The sequence below is a fragment of the Aeromonas sobria genome (assembly GCF_006243315.1).
In the GTDB taxonomy this organism is placed as follows: Bacteria; Pseudomonadota; Gammaproteobacteria; order Enterobacterales; family Aeromonadaceae; genus Aeromonas; species Aeromonas sobria_A.
In genome coordinates, this window is record NZ_NKWE01000045.1 from 201,208 (window position 1) to 215,536 (window position 14,329).

The 14,329-nt window shown below is 61.5% G+C and carries 16 protein-coding genes; 6 read left to right on the plus strand and 10 right to left on the minus strand.

Annotated elements, in window-relative coordinates:
* Window positions 1–46: 46 nt before the first annotated feature.
* The 3 genes from CF137_RS15760 to CF137_RS15770 form a co-directional block, all read right to left on the minus strand.
* Entirely contained in the window at window positions 47–661 is a 615-nt protein-coding gene (locus CF137_RS15760) for a superoxide dismutase (RefSeq protein WP_139720173.1), read from the minus strand.
* A gap of 17 nt (window positions 662–678) precedes the next feature.
* Window positions 679–1,158: a tetratricopeptide repeat protein gene (locus CF137_RS15765; protein WP_139720175.1), complete on the minus strand. Its 480-nt coding sequence runs from the start codon at window positions 1,156–1,158 to the stop codon at window positions 679–681.
* 160 nt (window positions 1,159–1,318) lie between these two features.
* On the minus strand, window positions 1,319–2,335 hold the full coding sequence (locus CF137_RS15770; RefSeq protein ID WP_101346163.1) for a chemotaxis protein CheV: 1,017 nt from the start codon (window positions 2,333–2,335) through the stop codon (window positions 1,319–1,321).
* Window positions 2,336–2,539: 204 nt separating this feature from the next.
* Here CF137_RS15770 and CF137_RS15775 point away from each other — a divergent pair, with 204 nt between their 5' ends.
* Window positions 2,540–3,259, plus strand: a complete 720-nt coding sequence (locus CF137_RS15775) for an SDR family NAD(P)-dependent oxidoreductase (protein WP_139720177.1) — start codon at window positions 2,540–2,542, stop codon at window positions 3,257–3,259.
* Here CF137_RS15775 and CF137_RS15780 read toward each other — a convergent pair.
* Both CF137_RS15780 and CF137_RS15785 read right to left on the minus strand, forming a co-directional pair.
* A complete protein-coding gene (locus CF137_RS15780; protein WP_139720179.1) occupies window positions 3,246–5,348 on the minus strand; it encodes a tRNA(Met) cytidine acetyltransferase TmcA in 2,103 nt (700 codons plus the stop codon). The two genes, CF137_RS15775 and CF137_RS15780, sit on opposite strands and share 14 nt — an antisense overlap.
* Window positions 5,345–5,656 carry an HlyU family transcriptional regulator gene (locus CF137_RS15785; protein WP_101323488.1) on the minus strand — a complete coding sequence of 104 codons (312 nt, stop codon included), beginning with the start codon at window positions 5,654–5,656 and terminating at the stop codon, window positions 5,345–5,347. The genes CF137_RS15780 and CF137_RS15785 overlap by 4 nt, the downstream gene beginning before the upstream one ends.
* A 137-nt stretch (window positions 5,657–5,793) precedes the next feature.
* On the opposite strand from CF137_RS15785, the gene CF137_RS15790 reads away from it, so the two are divergent.
* The 3 genes from CF137_RS15790 (at window position 5,794) to CF137_RS15800 (ending at window position 7,264) form a co-directional block, all read left to right on the plus strand.
* Window positions 5,794–6,000 carry a bacterioferritin-associated ferredoxin gene (locus tag CF137_RS15790; RefSeq protein WP_162515564.1) on the plus strand — a complete coding sequence of 69 codons (207 nt, stop codon included), beginning with the start codon at window positions 5,794–5,796 and terminating at the stop codon, window positions 5,998–6,000.
* A 144-nt stretch (window positions 6,001–6,144) separates the two neighbouring features.
* Window positions 6,145–6,621 carry a bacterioferritin gene (gene bfr / locus CF137_RS15795; protein ID WP_098970749.1) on the plus strand — a complete coding sequence of 159 codons (477 nt, stop codon included), beginning with the start codon at window positions 6,145–6,147 and terminating at the stop codon, window positions 6,619–6,621.
* Between the two features lie 184 nt (window positions 6,622–6,805).
* Window positions 6,806–7,264, plus strand: coding sequence for a methylglyoxal synthase (locus CF137_RS15800; protein WP_101315892.1), 459 nt, complete (start codon window positions 6,806–6,808; stop codon window positions 7,262–7,264).
* A 70-nt stretch (window positions 7,265–7,334) separates the two neighbouring features.
* Here CF137_RS15800 and CF137_RS15805 read toward each other — a convergent pair whose 3' ends face one another.
* Window positions 7,335–8,486, minus strand: coding sequence for an iron-containing alcohol dehydrogenase (locus CF137_RS15805; protein WP_139720183.1), 1,152 nt, complete (start codon window positions 8,484–8,486; stop codon window positions 7,335–7,337).
* A 147-nt stretch (window positions 8,487–8,633) separates the two neighbouring features.
* Window positions 8,634–9,083 (minus strand): hypothetical protein, encoded by a 450-nt coding sequence (locus tag CF137_RS15810; protein ID WP_139720186.1) that lies wholly within the window; start codon window positions 9,081–9,083, stop codon window positions 8,634–8,636.
* A 473-nt stretch (window positions 9,084–9,556) separates the two neighbouring features.
* Here CF137_RS15810 and CF137_RS15815 point away from each other — a divergent pair, with 473 nt between their 5' ends.
* Window positions 9,557–11,029, plus strand: coding sequence for a C69 family dipeptidase (locus CF137_RS15815; protein WP_139720189.1), 1,473 nt, complete (start codon window positions 9,557–9,559; stop codon window positions 11,027–11,029).
* Between the two features lie 61 nt (window positions 11,030–11,090).
* On the opposite strand, the gene CF137_RS15820 is transcribed toward CF137_RS15815, so the two are convergent.
* The 3 genes from CF137_RS15820 to CF137_RS15830 are packed head-to-tail and all read right to left on the minus strand — an operon-like array spanning window position 11,091 to window position 12,680.
* Window positions 11,091–11,837: an SDR family oxidoreductase gene (locus tag CF137_RS15820; protein WP_139720191.1), complete on the minus strand. Its 747-nt coding sequence runs from the start codon at window positions 11,835–11,837 to the stop codon at window positions 11,091–11,093.
* A 56-nt stretch (window positions 11,838–11,893) separates the two neighbouring features.
* Window positions 11,894–12,139, minus strand: coding sequence for a DUF3624 domain-containing protein (locus tag CF137_RS15825; RefSeq protein WP_101315900.1), 246 nt, complete (start codon window positions 12,137–12,139; stop codon window positions 11,894–11,896).
* A 31-nt stretch (window positions 12,140–12,170) separates the two neighbouring features.
* Window positions 12,171–12,680, minus strand: coding sequence for a GNAT family N-acetyltransferase (locus CF137_RS15830; protein WP_042023121.1), 510 nt, complete (start codon window positions 12,678–12,680; stop codon window positions 12,171–12,173).
* A gap of 186 nt (window positions 12,681–12,866) precedes the next feature.
* Between CF137_RS15830 and CF137_RS15835 the strand changes: the two genes are divergently transcribed.
* Complete coding sequence (locus CF137_RS15835) at window positions 12,867–14,306, plus strand: RimK family protein (protein WP_101315902.1); 1,440 nt, start codon at window positions 12,867–12,869, stop codon at window positions 14,304–14,306.
* Window positions 14,307–14,329: the final 23 nt, after the last annotated feature.

Here is a 14,329-nt window from a genome sequence, read left to right on the forward strand (position 1 = left end):
GCTGCGGTCTTGTACCGCTCAATACCACATCTCTATTGCGGCCAGATCAGCCGCGCGCCGCCTGATAGCGGCTGGCCACTTCGGCCCAATCCACCACCTGATAGAAAGCCGCGATGTAATCCGGACGCTTGTTCTGGTACTTGAGGTAATAGGCATGCTCCCACACATCCAGCCCCAGGATCGGGGTCTGGCCATGCATCAGGGGGCTATCCTGATTGGCACTGCTCTCCACCTGCAATCGGCCTGCCTGGTCCACCACCAGCCAGGCCCAGCCGCTGCCAAAGCGACTCAGGGCCGCCTGAGTGAAGGCCTGCTTGAAGGCATCGAATCCCCCCAACTCCCGCTCGATGGCCAGCGCCAGTTCGCCACTTGGCTCACCGCCACCCTGCGGGCTCATTACCAGCCAGAACAGGGAGTGGTTGGCATGGCCGCCGCCGTGGTTACGCACCGCCCCCTGCAGCGTGGCGGGCAGGGTAGCGAAGCGGCGCAGCAGCTCCTCAACCGGCAGTGCGGCCAGCTCCGGCGTACCTTCCAGCACGGCGTTGAGGTTGTTGATATAGGTCTGGTGGTGACGGCTGTGGTGGATCTCCATAGTCAGGGCATCGATATGGGGTTCCAGTGCGTCATAGGCATAGTTCAAGGCTGGCAAGGTATGGCTCATGATTACCTCTGGTCGGATTAATGGAGTCGGGATGAAGATTCGCTCTGGCACAGACATTGGCCAAGCGAGCAGATGATCGCGGCATTGCTGCCGTAGCGCTGAACGAACGTCAGCAACTCGGCACGAGTGGTGCGGGTGTGGCGCAAGGCTGCCTCCCGCAAACGGGGTGAGGTCGCGGGGGAGTGACAGGCTGCCAGCAGGCAGTCGTGGACATAGCAGAGCTGGTCGGCAGCGCGATCGGGCAGGGTCATGGCCACCAGCAGATCCGCCAGATTGTGATGGGCCACCACCAGTGCCGCCACCGCCTCATCGGCATCGTGCCACTGAGCCAGTTGCTGGCATGCCAGCCAGAGCGCTTGCTGATAATGGGCCAACGCCTGATGGTATTCGCCACAGTCAAACAGCCGGTTGCCCTCTCTGGTCTGCTGCTTCCAGTGAGTCATGCTGCTGCCACCTTCGGTCGACCCGACCCACCCTTTCACCCAGGTTGCTGTCATATCCGTCACGCCATCAAATGATAATAGTTATCATTACATGACTTGTATCCGGGAAACAAGAGAGAATCACATCACGGCTCGCGGCCAAAACAGAACGGCCACTCCCTGGCAAGGAGTGGCCGTTTGATCCGCCCGATCAGTCAATGACCAGAATGGCTGGTCAGATATTGTTGGCAGGGGAAGGAGGGGCAATCCCCAGCAGCATATGATCCATCATCCCCACCATGCGGCCAATCTCAGGCTTGGTAATGGTATCGTTGGCACCTAGTTGCAGCGCCTTCTGACGGTTATCATCGCTCATCAGGGAGGAGAACATCACTATGGGCATCTCCTTGTAGGAGGGGGTATCGCGTAGTCTTTTGAGCAGGTGCATGCCATCCATCCGCGGCATCTCCACATCGGTGATCACCGCGTTGACGAAACCAGACACCGGCATCCTCTCCTCCTGCGCCAGACGGTCGAAATCCGTCAGCATCTCCAACCCTTCCCCCCCATCCTTGGCCGTTATCACGTTGAAGCCAGCGGTACGCAAAGTGGTCTCGATCATCTTGCGGATAAAGGCCGAGTCGTCCACCACCAGAATGGTCTTGCCCTGGCGCAGTGCCATCATGCGATCGTCGATGAGCACCTTGCGATCCTGGGTAACGTCGTACTTCTCCATGCTGAGCTCGGGATTGATATCGGCGATGATCTTCTCGAAATCGAGGATCATGATGAGGTTGCCATCGCGCCTGACCACCGCTACCACGCAGTCATTCTCCCCCGCCTCCAGAAACTGGCTGGGGGACTCCACATCCTCCCAGGAGACCCGGTGAATCCTGCTGACGCTGTCGATCAGAAAGCCGTTGGCCATCTTGTTGAAGTCGGTGACGATCACCACCTTGTGGCTGGGATCCGGGTTGGTCTTGATACCAAGCCAACCGGCCAGATCCACCAGCGGGATCAGGCGCTCCCGCAGGGAGAACACCCCCACCATATGGCGCTGGGCATTGGGGTAATCGGTGGTATCCGGCACCCGGATCACCTCGCGCACCTTGGCGACGTTGATCCCGTAATAGGCGATCTTCTCTCGCCCGTCCGGCAACAGCTTCTTGAGGTGAAACTCGATGATCTCGAGCTCGTTGGTCCCGCTCTCGGTCAGGATGGATTTACGCTCTTCCCCGTCTTTGGACATCATGGTGACTCTCATTCTGGTTGCGCGGGCAGCACACCGCTGCGGTTTTCTCTCAGTATAGGAATGGATCCGCCCAGACCGGAGAGATCCGCACAACTTAGCCTTGATAGCTACTTGATCCCGCGAGCAAAAAGGAACGTAACAGCGATGGAGAGTACAAAGATGCGATGGTGAAGGTCATCACCTCAATCGAAACAGGAGCAGAATATGGCGCAAAGCGTGGTTGTGATTGGAGCTGGGGGTGGCATAGGGCAGGCTCTGGTGACGCAATGGCTGGCCACAGGAGCCAATAAGGTCATTGGCATCAGTCGTCAGCAAGCCCCCGTCGGGTTTACTGATCCCCGCCTGCATTGGCTCTGTTGTGACTACAGTGACCAGCAGATTAGCCACTGCGTCGCTCAAATTATCGCCCTGGCCCCCAACTTGCGTCATCTGGTGATCTGCAACGGCATCCTGCATCAGGGGGAGATCCAGCCGGAGAAGCGGCTCGAAGCACTCAATCTCGATGCCATGACCCACCTCTACCAGACCAACGCCTTGTTGCCACTGCGCTGGATCAGCCAGTTGTTACCGCTGTTTGGCCGTGAGCCCTGCACCCTGGCCGTACTCAGTGCCCGGGTCGGCAGCATAGGCGACAACCGCGCTGGCGGCTGGTATGGCTATCGCGCCTCCAAGGCCGCCCTCAATATGTTGCTCAAGTGTGCCGCCATCGAGTTGGCCCGGCGGGCCCCCGGGGTCAAATTGCTGGCCTTTCATCCCGGCACCACTGATACCCCGCTCTCCCGTCCGTTTCACGCCAATGTACCGGCGGGAAACATGCAGAGTCCCGAGCAGGTAGCCGGCCATCTGGTGCAGCTGATGAACCGGCTACAACCGGATGGTGAATTGAGCTTTCTCGACTGGCAGGGCAAACCTATCGAGTGGTAGGGGAACCCAACAAACGCGCCAGCAGCGCCCGCAACCCCTTGATCACGGCGGGTTTGCCCGCCAGCTGCAACTTCGCGGCCAGCGTTCCCCAATCGGCATATTGCCAGATGGTGGCGATCAGCAGCTGGCGCTCGGCAGGGGTCAGCAAAGCCAGCACAGCCAGATGACGCGCCAGCCACAGCTGCAAGCTGGATTGGCACAATTCGAAGGGCTTGTGATGCAGGGCAAAGCATTCAATCTCATCGCGATCAAACTCGCCAAGCTCAGGCGCGGTGACGGTACTGCCTTGCAGGCATTGCCATACCAGCTCGGGATCCAATTCTTTCAACTCACCCGCCAGCAGGGTCGGCAGCTGGCGTGCGAATCTCTGCTGCCACTGAGCCAGCTCGGGCGCATGTTCGGGTTTAAGCGCCTTTAGCAGCAAGGCTGCGTGGCAGCCGCTGGCGGCATCCCGCTGCAGGCCGATGCGCAGCACCGCCAGCCCGGCCTTGCGCCAGAAGGGGAGCAGATCGGCGCCGGCCGAAAAGGCAGAACCAAGATAGTCGATGCCCGCCTGGCGATAGTGTTCTTCCAGCCTGCCAAGCAGCAGCGAACCCAGCCCGTGGCGATGCAGCTCGGGGTGGATGGCGATGCGCATCACCCGGGCATAACTGCGCGCCCCCGCCGTTTTGAAACCGGCGTGGGCCAGCAGCGACTGGGGCAGCAGATGACCGCGCGGGCGGCGGCGCCCGGCCCAGATCGCCTCGGCCAGCTCGGGATCTATCCCCCCTTCCCGTGCCACCAGCGCCACACCCAGCAGGCTCGCATCCTGTTCCAGCAGATGGATGTCGAGATCCGGGCTCTCCAGAAGGGATCTGAGATCGCCCGGCGTAGTCTGGTAGTGAGCCAGCACCAGCAAGCCAAACAGCTGGTTGAGCAGCGCCTCGTCATCAGCCAGTTCCTCTTGGCTGATCAGACGCCAGCTCGGGCTGGTCGGCGGTAAGGGCGCCGCCACCTCGGCATTGAGCCCCAGCAAGCGGAAGATCAGCGGCTCCAGCGGATCGCGCTCACTCCAGCGAATAGGTTCGCCCAGGTGGAGCTCCTGCCACTGCGGGGTCTGGCTATCGAGCACCCGTTTGAAGCGCAGGTGAAAACCGCGCCCCGTCCCCTCGTAACCGTGTTCGGTAGTGGCAAACACGATGCGGCTGTGGCGGGCCAGCATCGCCTCAAGCAGCGGGGTCGGAATGGCGGCCGCTTCATCCACCAGCAGCAAATCGGGATTAATCGTCTCGTGCACCAGCCGATCCGGTGAGCAGTAGCTCAGCCCCGTCAGCTGTTCCGGCTGAGGTTCCGGCTTATGTTCCGGCTTATGTTCCGGCGTAGTATCGAGACCACGAGCGGCGTGGGCAAACAAGGTCGCTACCGTCGCCTGCGAGGGGGCCGTCACCACTATGTTCAGCTCGGGCTGCTGACGCAACAGCTCGGCTGCGGCCAGCCCCAGCAGCGCACTCTTGCCACGACCGCGATCGGCACTCAGCACCAGCGGACGGCGGCGATGGCCGTGCAATACCTTGTGGATGGCGGGCAGCGCCCGGGCCTGATCGCAGCTCAGCGCTCGCTCGGGCCCAATCGGTTGCCACGGCTGCGGACAAACCGGCGGAGCCAGTGACAGGGCCGGATCCCCCGCCAACAACCGCACCAACCGGGTGATAAAACCGTGACCCGCTCGGCTCGCCTCCTCCGGCTGCGCCACCAGCCGAATCCGATCTGGATCCGGCCATGCGGGCCAGATCTCTCTGGGCGGAGTCAGCAACAACAACAAGCCACCGGCGCGCAGGGTACCTGCCAACGCCCCGAAGGCGTCGGGGTGAAAACCACTGAAGGCATTGAACACCAGCGTGTCGCACTCCTGACCGAGCCGCTGCAGCGCCTTGGCGGCGGGTTGCGGGGCATAACACTCAGGCCCCGCGCCCAGCCAAAAGATGCGCTCGCCGAGCAGGGTTTGGGCACGGACAATGCAGTCGGCCTCCTCCCCCTCCAGCCAGATCAGGCGCCGCTCACCGGCGCAGGCCAGCGCCTCGCGCAGCCGGTTGACCTCTGCTTGAGTCATGAAGCCGCGCTGTCAGCCGGTTTGCGGGGTTCGAACATGCGATCCCCCATCTGATCGATAAAGGTGTGGGCCTTCTGCACCATGAAATGCTCGGCATCGGCCGGATTGGCAAACAGATCGGAGCGGATGAAACGGTGAGTCTGCAGCACCCCATCCAGCTCTTTGGTGATGCGGCCCGCCAGCCGATATTGCCCCCCTTCAGCCATCGGCTCGGGATAGATGAGATAGCCGGCATATTCGGTCGGTGTAACGTCCGCCACCTTGGCCGACTCGCCCCCGAACAGGGCACTGAACAGTTTCTTGAGCATGGTGATCTCCTCTGGTTGCCAGCATTGTCCCCAAGGGGTTGCACAGTGGCAAGCAAGGGATCTTATTACCAATGGTTATTTGCATCACGAACCATTCTCATTTAGATTTCACTCAACTCCAGCATGAGGTAAATCCTATGTACGTCTGTTTGTGCCGCGGCATCACAGATACCCAAATCCGCAAGGCGGTGCAGTCAGGTAAAAGCGAATTCCGCCAGCTCAAGCAGTCGCTCGAGGTGGGTGCCCAGTGTGGCAAGTGTGTGCGCATGACCATGGAGATCATCGCCGCCGAGCTCGACAAGATGGAGCAGGAGCAACCCGTGCTCTACTACCAAGTGGCCTGACCCAGGCCACTCCTTTCTGACCCGACCCGCAAACAGGGTCACCCTTCCACTCGGGCGAGCTGGCTCGCCAGATCTCTTATTGTCACTTTTCTCGACTAAGCTCTAACGATCCAAGCCTCAGGCACGAACCAAGGAGCAGAGCCGATGAAAGGAGATCCCAAGATCATTGCCCACCTCAACAAGGTGCTGGCCAATGAGCTGATTGCCATCAACCAATACTTCCTGCACGCCCGCATCTACGATGACTGGGGCCTCAAGGCGCTTGGGCACAAGGAGTACCACGAGTCCATCGATGAGATGAAACACGCCGATGAACTGGTCAAACGGGTGCTGTTTCTCGAAGGGCTGCCCAACTTGCAGGATCTGGGCAAGCTGCGCATCGGTGAATCTGTAGAGGAGATGCTGCGCTGCGATCTGTTGCTGGAGATGGACGCCATCCCGGACTTGAAAGTCGCTATCGCCTACGCCGAGTCGGTGCAGGACTACATCAGCCGCGACCTGTTTCAGAAGATCCTGGAGGATGAGGAGGAGCATGTGGACTGGCTGGAAACCCAGCTCGACCTTATCGATCGCATCGGGCTGGAGAACTACCAGCAGGCGCAACTGCACCACGGCTCCTGAGCCGGCAGACCAGCAAGCAACGAGACCCGCCAGCGCGGGTCTCTTCATTTTGGCCGCCTATTTGGGCCGCGATAGCCCGAAAACTTTTCGACAGGATCACAGTTAATACGCCCGACACAACATCCGTCATGGCTTTCGATTAGGATACGGCTCTCTGCCAATAACAATGCTACGGACGATTTCCATGGAACAGATTGCACGCGAGATGGCGCCCCACAAACGGCTGGCTCTGGTGGCTCACGACAACATGAAGACCCCTCTGCTGAACTGGGTGATGCGCCGCAAGGAGGAGCTCAAGCTCCACCATCTCTATGCGACCGGCACCACCGGCACCATGCTCGGCAAGAAGGCGCAGTTGCCCATCACCTGCCTCTTCTCCGGCCCCATGGGTGGCGACCAGCAGCTCGGCGCCCTGATCGCCGAAGGGAAGATCGACGTGCTGATCTTCTTCTGGGATCCCCTCAATGCGGTGCCCCACGACCCGGACGTGAAGGCACTGCTGCGGCTGGCCGCGGTGTGGAACATCCCGGTCGCCACCAATGAAGCGACCGCCGACTTCATCATGGACAGCCCCCACATGCGGCAAGCGTTCAGCGTGCAGATCCCGGATTACGCCGGTTATCTCAAGGCGCGCACCGAGTGATCGGCTAACCCGTCATGCAAGAGGGCCGCAACAAGCGGCCCTCTTTATTGGGAAACAAACCGACACCGGCTTATAGCGCCCGGGCGAGAATGCGCGCCACCCGATCCGGATCGATATCCTGCTGCTCACCAAGCGCGGTGCGCCCCACCCGCTTGAGGTTGGAGCAGATCGCCGGAATGCAGCTTTCGCTGAGGCCATAATCGGCCAGCCGGGTGCCCAACCCCATCTTCTGGAAGAACTGCTCGGTGCGGATGATCGCCTCCTCGATGCGCAGGGCCTTATCCTCGCGGGTCGAATGCCACACCCGCTCGGCAAACTGGGCCAGCTTGTCCTGCTTCTGGCTCGCCCGCTCACGGAGCAGCGAGGGGAGCACCACCGCCAAACTCTGGCCGTGATCCAGCCCGTAGAGCGCCGTCAGCTGATGGCCGATGGCGTGAGAGGCCCAATCCTGCGGCACCCCACAGCCAATAAGGCCGTTGAGCGCCAGACTGGCAGCCCACATCAGGTTGGCCCGCACCTGATAGTTGGCAGGCTCCGCCAGCGCTCTGGGGCCGTTCTCCACCAGCACCTGCAGCAGGCCTTCCGCCAGCCGGTCCTGCACGTCGCCGCCTACCGGGAAGGTGAGGTACTGCTCGGTGATATGGATAAAGGCATCCACCACCCCGTTGCCGGTCTGGCGGGCAGGCAGGCTGTAGGTGGTCGCCGGATCGAGCACCGCAAATTGCGGCTGTACCAGCGGGCTTCTGAAGGAGATCTTCACATCACCCCGGCTCACCACCGAGGTGGGATTGTTCTCGGAGCCGGTGGCAGGCAGTGTCAGCACACAGCCCATCGGCAGCGCCTGGTGCACGCTCGCCTGTTTGCCGCAGATATCCCAAGGGTCGCTCCCCTCATAACAGGCCGCCGCCGCGACAAACTTGGTGCCATCCACCACCGAGCCGCCGCCGACCGCCAGCAGAAAGTCGATGCGCTCGCGCTTCACCAGCGCCACCGCTTCCATCAACAACTCGTATCTGGGGTTGGCGCCGATGCCGGAGAACTCCTGCCACGTCACCCCTTCCAGCGCCCGGGTCAGCTGCTCATAAACGCCGTTTTGCTTGATGCTGCCGCCGCCATAGAGCACCAGCAGGCGGCTGCCGGGCGGGATCAGCGTTGGCAGGCTGGCGATCTGCCCCTCACCAAAACAGATGCGGGTCGGGTTGGCATATTGGAAGTTGTACACGGCGGGATCCTCGACTTGAACAGAGCGGGGACATTGTGCGCCTGCAAGCGGGTGAGGTCAAAACAGCGGGAACCCCATGGACAACTGCCGGGTCGGCAAGGAGCAATCCGTGCCGACCCGGCAGAAGCGAGGCAACAGGCGGCAGGATCAGGCCGTTTTGGTCTTGTCACTCTTGTCTGATTTGCCAGTCAGGCGATCCATCGCCTCTTTCAGCATCGCCTCTCGCTGCTCGTTGAGCGGCTTGCTCTGCTCCGCCCGCTCTTCCGGCGTCAGCTTCTTGTTGTCGGCGATGGTCTTGAGCTTGTCCTCTATCTCGTTGAACTTCTTGCGATCGAAGCCCAGCGCCTTGTCCACCAGCTGCTGTACCACGCCCCCCTTGTCGGAGCTCATATCCAGCGCTGGCGGCAGCTTGCTGTTCTTGGCCAGATGTTCGTAGGTCAGCACCTGCTGGGCCTGACTGGTCATGCGCTGGGTGGAGAGGCTGACCATCTCCTCCCAGCCACCGCCCTGACCGCCACCGGCACTGTTGAGGGTGGCGAGGGCACGGTTGTTGGACGCGCTCTGGGCAAGCTGCTGGCTGTAGGGTTTGATATCCATGGGGGCTCCAATTCGGTGCGTATCTGCGGCAATGAGCACAGGCTGATCCGGTCACATGGGGCGTCAGGCCCCACCATTATCAATTAAACCAGCAAGTTACAGGCCAACTTGTCAGATAGTGCGAGATCCAGAGATATGGCGGATCTCACCACGCATCCCACGCAAGCAGGCGTCAGAATCATGACTCATCTGCTGCCAGCTCACGCTGTTTTGGCACATTTTGCCGTCCACGCGCCACGATGCCAGAGAAAAGTCAGGAACAGTCGTTCGATCACAAAATAAACAACCACTCGGGAATACAATTTTGGCGCACATCACAACCAGCCAGCCGTGTCATGGATGATCTGTTCGAAAAACTAATAACAGGCAGACCAATCTGTCGTGCTCACTCCGCTGCCAGTTCGGAGTTGCAGCCTCCCCACACCTCATCCCCTCGTCTGGCTCTCACTCACCGCAACCCTTCGGGTACACCTATGAAAAAACACACCTTGAGTCTTCTCTCCGCCACCCTGCTCACCCTGCTTGGCACCAGTGCCGACGCCTGTACCGGCCTTATCGTCGGCAAGGGGGCCAGCGCCGACGGCAGCGTAATGATCGCCAGAAACGAGGATTTTGGCGTCAACAACTGGAACAAGTACCTCGCCTTCCGGCCCGCGCAGCAGAACGAGGGCAAACTCTGGAAACTGGGCAACGGGTTGGAAGTGCCGATGCCCAAAGCATTTTTCGCCTACTCCGCCATCCACGACTGGGATGCCACCACCAGCGATCCGGCTGGCAAATATTATGAAGAGCGCGGCATCAACGAGTTCAACGTCGCCATCTCGGCCACCACCAGTGCCGAGGTCAACGACAAGGCCCAGAAAGCCGATCCGCTGATCGAGAAGGGAGTCATCGAGGCCATCATCCCGACCCTGATCCTGCCGCAGGCCAGGACGGCCAAAGAGGGGGTCGAGCTGCTCGGCCGCTATGTGGAGCAATATGGCGCCGGTGAGGGCAACAGCCTCTATCTGGCGGATGTGAACGAGGCCTGGCTGATGGAGATCGGCTCCGGCCACCACTGGATCGCGGTGCGGGTGCCGGACGACAGCTACGCCATGGTGGCCAACGGCCTGCGCATCCACGGCGTCAATCTCGACAGCGCCGATGTGCTGCACTCGCCCAAGCTGCTGGAGTTTGTACGCGAACACAAACTGCTGGATAACGCCGATCCAAAGGATTTCAACTTCGCCAAGGCGTTCGGGGTCATTGCCGACCCCTATAACGTGGATCGGGAGTGGCTCGGCCAGAAAATGCTGACCGCCAGCCACCAGCAATCAACCCGGCAGGCGCAATATCCGCTGTTTATGAAGCCGGATGCCCCCATCGCCGTGCCGGACGTGACCAGGGTGCTGAGCGCCACCTATGACGGCACGCCGCTGGCGGGCAAGGCAGAGCGGCCGATCCGCGTCGATCGCCAGCTCGAATCCCACGTCATCCAGCTGCGCAAGGAGATGCCCAAAGAGCTGCAGGGGCTGATCTGGCAGAGCTACGGCGTGCTGGCCGAATCGGTGATGGTGCCGCTCTACAACACCCTGGAAAACTATCCCCTGCCCTATCGCAGCGGCAGCGACAGCTACTCCGACGATTCCGCCTACTGGCAGTTCCGCAGCCTGACCGCACTGGCCAATACCAATCCGGACAAATACCTGCCGCTGCTGCGAAACGTCTGGAGCAAGGAGAGCAACAAGCTTTACAAGGAGGTCGCAGTCCTCGACAAGAGCCTGAAGCAGGCCTACGCCAACGACAAGGCCACCGCCATCGGGCTGGCCGCCGACTACTCCTACGGCCAGCTGGAGCAGACCTACCAGATGGCCAAAGATCTGCGCTACAAGCTGATGACGGATCTGACCAAGAGCAGCGAGAAGAAGTACTCGGAGGAGGAGTTCAAGAAGATCATGAGCCTGTAATCGGCTCGCCAACGCAAAGAGGCTCCCGAGGGAGCCTCTTTTGTTTCATCCTATGCAGCGATCAGCGACGGCTGATATTGAGCGGGCCGAAGGTCTGCGCCACCGGCATGATCTCGATGCTGTTGATGTTGACGTGGGCGGGCTGCTGGCTGATCCAGAGCACGGTATTGGCGATATCATCTGGTTGGATCGCCTCCACCCCCTGATAAACGGTCGCAGCCTTGGCATCGTCACCGTGGAAGCGCACGTTGGAGAACTCGGTGCCGCCGCACAGGCCCGGCTCCACGTTGGTGACGCGGATGGCGGTGCCCGCCAGATCGGCGCGCAGGTTGAGGCTGAACTGCTTCACGAACGCCTTGGTAGCGCCGTAGACGTTGCCGCCCGGATAGGGGTAGGTGCCCGCGATGGAGCCGATATTGATAACGTGGCCGCGATTGCGCGCCACCATGCCCGGCAGCAGCAGGCGGGTGAGCAGGGTCAGACCGCTGATGTTGGTGGCGATCATCTGCTCCCAATCTTCCAGATCCGCCTTGTGGGCCGGTTCCAGCCCCAGCGCCAGACCGGCGTTGTTGACCAGCAGATCCACTTCGCTCCAGGCGGCCGGCAGACTGGCGATGGCGGCGCGGGTGGCCGCCTTGTCCTGCACGTCAAACACCAGCGGCAGAAACTGCTCGCCCAGCTCGTCAGCCAGCGCGGCCAGCCGCTCGGCACGGCGACCGGTGCCGATCACCTTGTAGCCCGCCTGCACCAGCTGGCGGCTGATGGCTTCACCAAAACCGGACGAGGCGCCCGTTACCATTGCAATCATCTGAACCTCCATATCTACACCGATATTGTTATTTATCTTTTTGAATCTATTCAGATTCATTCATCGCTCAATTCACGTCCGGTCGCCTTGCGCCAGACAAATACCACCAGATGGAGCAGCAACAGGCCCGAGCCCCCCAGCGCAAACAGCAGGCCAGTGAGGGCATTGACCGACGTATCGGCGCCACACCACCACCAGACCAGCCAGCCGATCAGGCCGATGACCAAGGTCTGGCCGGCGCAGGCCGGGCAGCGCCCCAGTTTGGCCTTGATGGCGGTGGCAAGGCAGTTGTCGCAGCTCATCCTGATCCTCCACTCTGCTCGTTCAACATAACTAGCGGGCCTGTGAGAGCCGCTTGCGAGCCTGACGCCGCAGCAGGATCTCCTCATCACTCACCAGCGGCAGCACCAGCCGGTGTGCATGCTGGTCACGGCCATAGTAATTCGCCAGCCGCTGCTGGGGACGAAATCCCAACCCCTGATAGAGGGCCAGCGCCTCTTCATTGGCATCCCCCACTTCGAGGCGAACCGCCCCCCAACCGGCAGCCTTGCCCTCACGGATCACCTGTTCCAGCAGGCGGCGGGCCCAGCCCAGACGGCGTACCGTCCAGCGGATCGCCAGTGCCTGAATGACCAGTCGATCCCAGCCTCGGTGCTCCAGCAGGCAGAGGTAACCCATCAACAGATTTTTTTCATCCAGCAGCAGCAGGGTACGTCCCTTGGCGTGGGTCAGCAGATAGTGCCAGCGGCTGCGGCCAAAGGCGACTTCAGGGGGAAAGCAGTAGCGTTCCAGATTAACGATGGCGCCCAGATCATCGGTTCGGGCCGCTCGTACGGTCAACACAGGGAGTCCTTGTTCGGTTATTTATCTTCAGCACCAAAAATGCGATTTGTATCACAAGTGACCAAAGCAGAATATGAGGCACTGTAACCTCTTGTTTCCCCTCGCGCCATTGTCGTGCTTGTCGGTGCATCGAAGCCCACTGGGGATCCTGCCTGTTCAGGCAGTCTGATCTGTGGAGCCGAAAATATGAGTACCTATGTCATCGTCGAAGAGCTGGGCGACTGGCCTTGCCATGCCGATTATCTGCTGACCGCCCGCACCTACCTGCAACATGGGGTGCCGACCACCGGCGGCCGACCCCGCATCATCAACCTCTGCCGCAATCTGGAGCACCTGAGCGCGGGCTACTACTGCTCGCTGCTGGCACAGGCCCGGGGCCATCAATGCCTACCGGGTCTGCAGGCCATCAGCCGACTGCAACCCCAGCAGCCACCGGCCAAGCTGTGGCGCAAGGCGCAAGGGTGGCTGGCCCAGCAGAGCGAGGATCGGATCCGGGTGCGTGCCATCTTTGGTCAGTGCGAACAGAGCGAGCTGGCGGGGTTGGCCCGCTACTACTACGGCCTGAGCCAGCTGCCGCTGCAGGAGCTGACCCTCAAACGCGGCCGTCACGGCTGGTCGGTGCGCCAGCAGCAGAGCCTGTCGCCGCTGGAGCTGAGCCAAAGCGAAAAAGCACTGATGCAGCACCACGCTCAGGCGCTGGTGGGCACAGGTGACGAGGAGCAGGCGGCGCCGCTTTACCAGCTCGCCATTCTGGTAGACCCCGATGATGGTCGCGCCAGCAGCGATGGCTTGGCGCTGGAGCGCTTTATCCGGGCCGCCGCCGCCCAGGGGATCCGCGCCGAGATCCTGCCACCGTCGGCCATCGAGCGGCTGCCGGAGTTCGACACCCTCTGGCTGCGCGCCGAAACCGCGGTCGGCCACTACACCTTCGAATTTGCCCGCCGCGCCGAGCAGCTGAAGATGCCGGTGATCGACAGCTCCCGCGCCATCCTCGCCTGCAGCAACAAGCTCTACCTCTACGAGCTGATGGTGCGCAGCGGGGTGCCCATGCCGCCGACCATGGTGGTGACCCGTCGCGGTCGCCACCATGTCGATGAGCTGGTGCAGCGACTAGGCCTGCCGCTGATGGTGAAGGTGCCCGATGGCGCGCAGGGGCGCGATCTCGCCCTGGCCAGTGACGAGCAGCAGCTGGCCCGGCTGCTGGACGAGGGGCTCAGCCGCTCCGCCCTGCTGCTGGTGCAGAGCCGGATCCCCGCCGAGTTTGACTGGCGCATCGGCTTTCTCGACGGCTCGCCGCTGTTCGCCTGTCGCCGCTACCGACCCGAACCCGGCAACCGCATTCGCCGCCGCAAGCATCCCCTCGACATGAGCCGGATCGAGGCGCTGCCGCTCAACGAGGTGCCGGAGCGAGTGCTGCAGACCGCCCGCCGCGCCGTCCATCAACTCGGCAATGGCCTCTATGGGCTCGATTTGCGCCAGCAGGGCCGTGACTGCGTGTTGCTGGAGATCGTCGACAACCCCTGGATCCGCGGCGATATCGAAGACAAAGAGGCGCAGGATCTCTACGAGCGGCTGGCCCGCGCCTTCCGTCAGCGGCTGGAAAACCGCGGCCAGACCACCGCATAGCCCGCCATGACCTCAACGCCCAC

What these genes read in the sequence shown, in the direction of transcription:
- CF137_RS15780 (WP_139720179.1), bottom strand. Translation starts at nt 5,348, where the DNA reads ATGACTCAAGCAGAGGTCAACCGGCTGCGCGAGGCGCTGGCCTGCGCC.
- CF137_RS15790 (WP_162515564.1), top strand. Translation starts at nt 5,794, where the DNA reads ATGTACGTCTGTTTGTGCCGCGGCATCACAGATACCCAAATCCGCAAG.
- CF137_RS15800 (WP_101315892.1), top strand. Translation starts at nt 6,806, where the DNA reads ATGGAACAGATTGCACGCGAGATGGCGCCCCACAAACGGCTGGCTCTG.
- CF137_RS15770 (WP_101346163.1), bottom strand. Translation starts at nt 2,335, where the DNA reads ATGATGTCCAAAGACGGGGAAGAGCGTAAATCCATCCTGACCGAGAGC.
- CF137_RS15815 (WP_139720189.1), top strand. Translation starts at nt 9,557, where the DNA reads ATGAAAAAACACACCTTGAGTCTTCTCTCCGCCACCCTGCTCACCCTG.
- CF137_RS15825 (WP_101315900.1), bottom strand. Translation starts at nt 12,139, where the DNA reads ATGAGCTGCGACAACTGCCTTGCCACCGCCATCAAGGCCAAACTGGGG.
- CF137_RS15820 (WP_139720191.1), bottom strand. Translation starts at nt 11,837, where the DNA reads ATGATTGCAATGGTAACGGGCGCCTCGTCCGGTTTTGGTGAAGCCATC.
- CF137_RS15810 (WP_139720186.1), bottom strand. Translation starts at nt 9,083, where the DNA reads ATGGATATCAAACCCTACAGCCAGCAGCTTGCCCAGAGCGCGTCCAAC.
- bfr (WP_098970749.1), top strand. Translation starts at nt 6,145, where the DNA reads ATGAAAGGAGATCCCAAGATCATTGCCCACCTCAACAAGGTGCTGGCC.
- CF137_RS15765 (WP_139720175.1), bottom strand. Translation starts at nt 1,158, where the DNA reads ATGACAGCAACCTGGGTGAAAGGGTGGGTCGGGTCGACCGAAGGTGGC.
- CF137_RS15760 (WP_139720173.1), bottom strand. Translation starts at nt 661, where the DNA reads ATGAGCCATACCTTGCCAGCCTTGAACTATGCCTATGACGCACTGGAA.
- CF137_RS15785 (WP_101323488.1), bottom strand. Translation starts at nt 5,656, where the DNA reads ATGCTCAAGAAACTGTTCAGTGCCCTGTTCGGGGGCGAGTCGGCCAAG.
- CF137_RS15775 (WP_139720177.1), top strand. Translation starts at nt 2,540, where the DNA reads ATGGCGCAAAGCGTGGTTGTGATTGGAGCTGGGGGTGGCATAGGGCAG.
- CF137_RS15835 (WP_101315902.1), top strand. Translation starts at nt 12,867, where the DNA reads ATGAGTACCTATGTCATCGTCGAAGAGCTGGGCGACTGGCCTTGCCAT.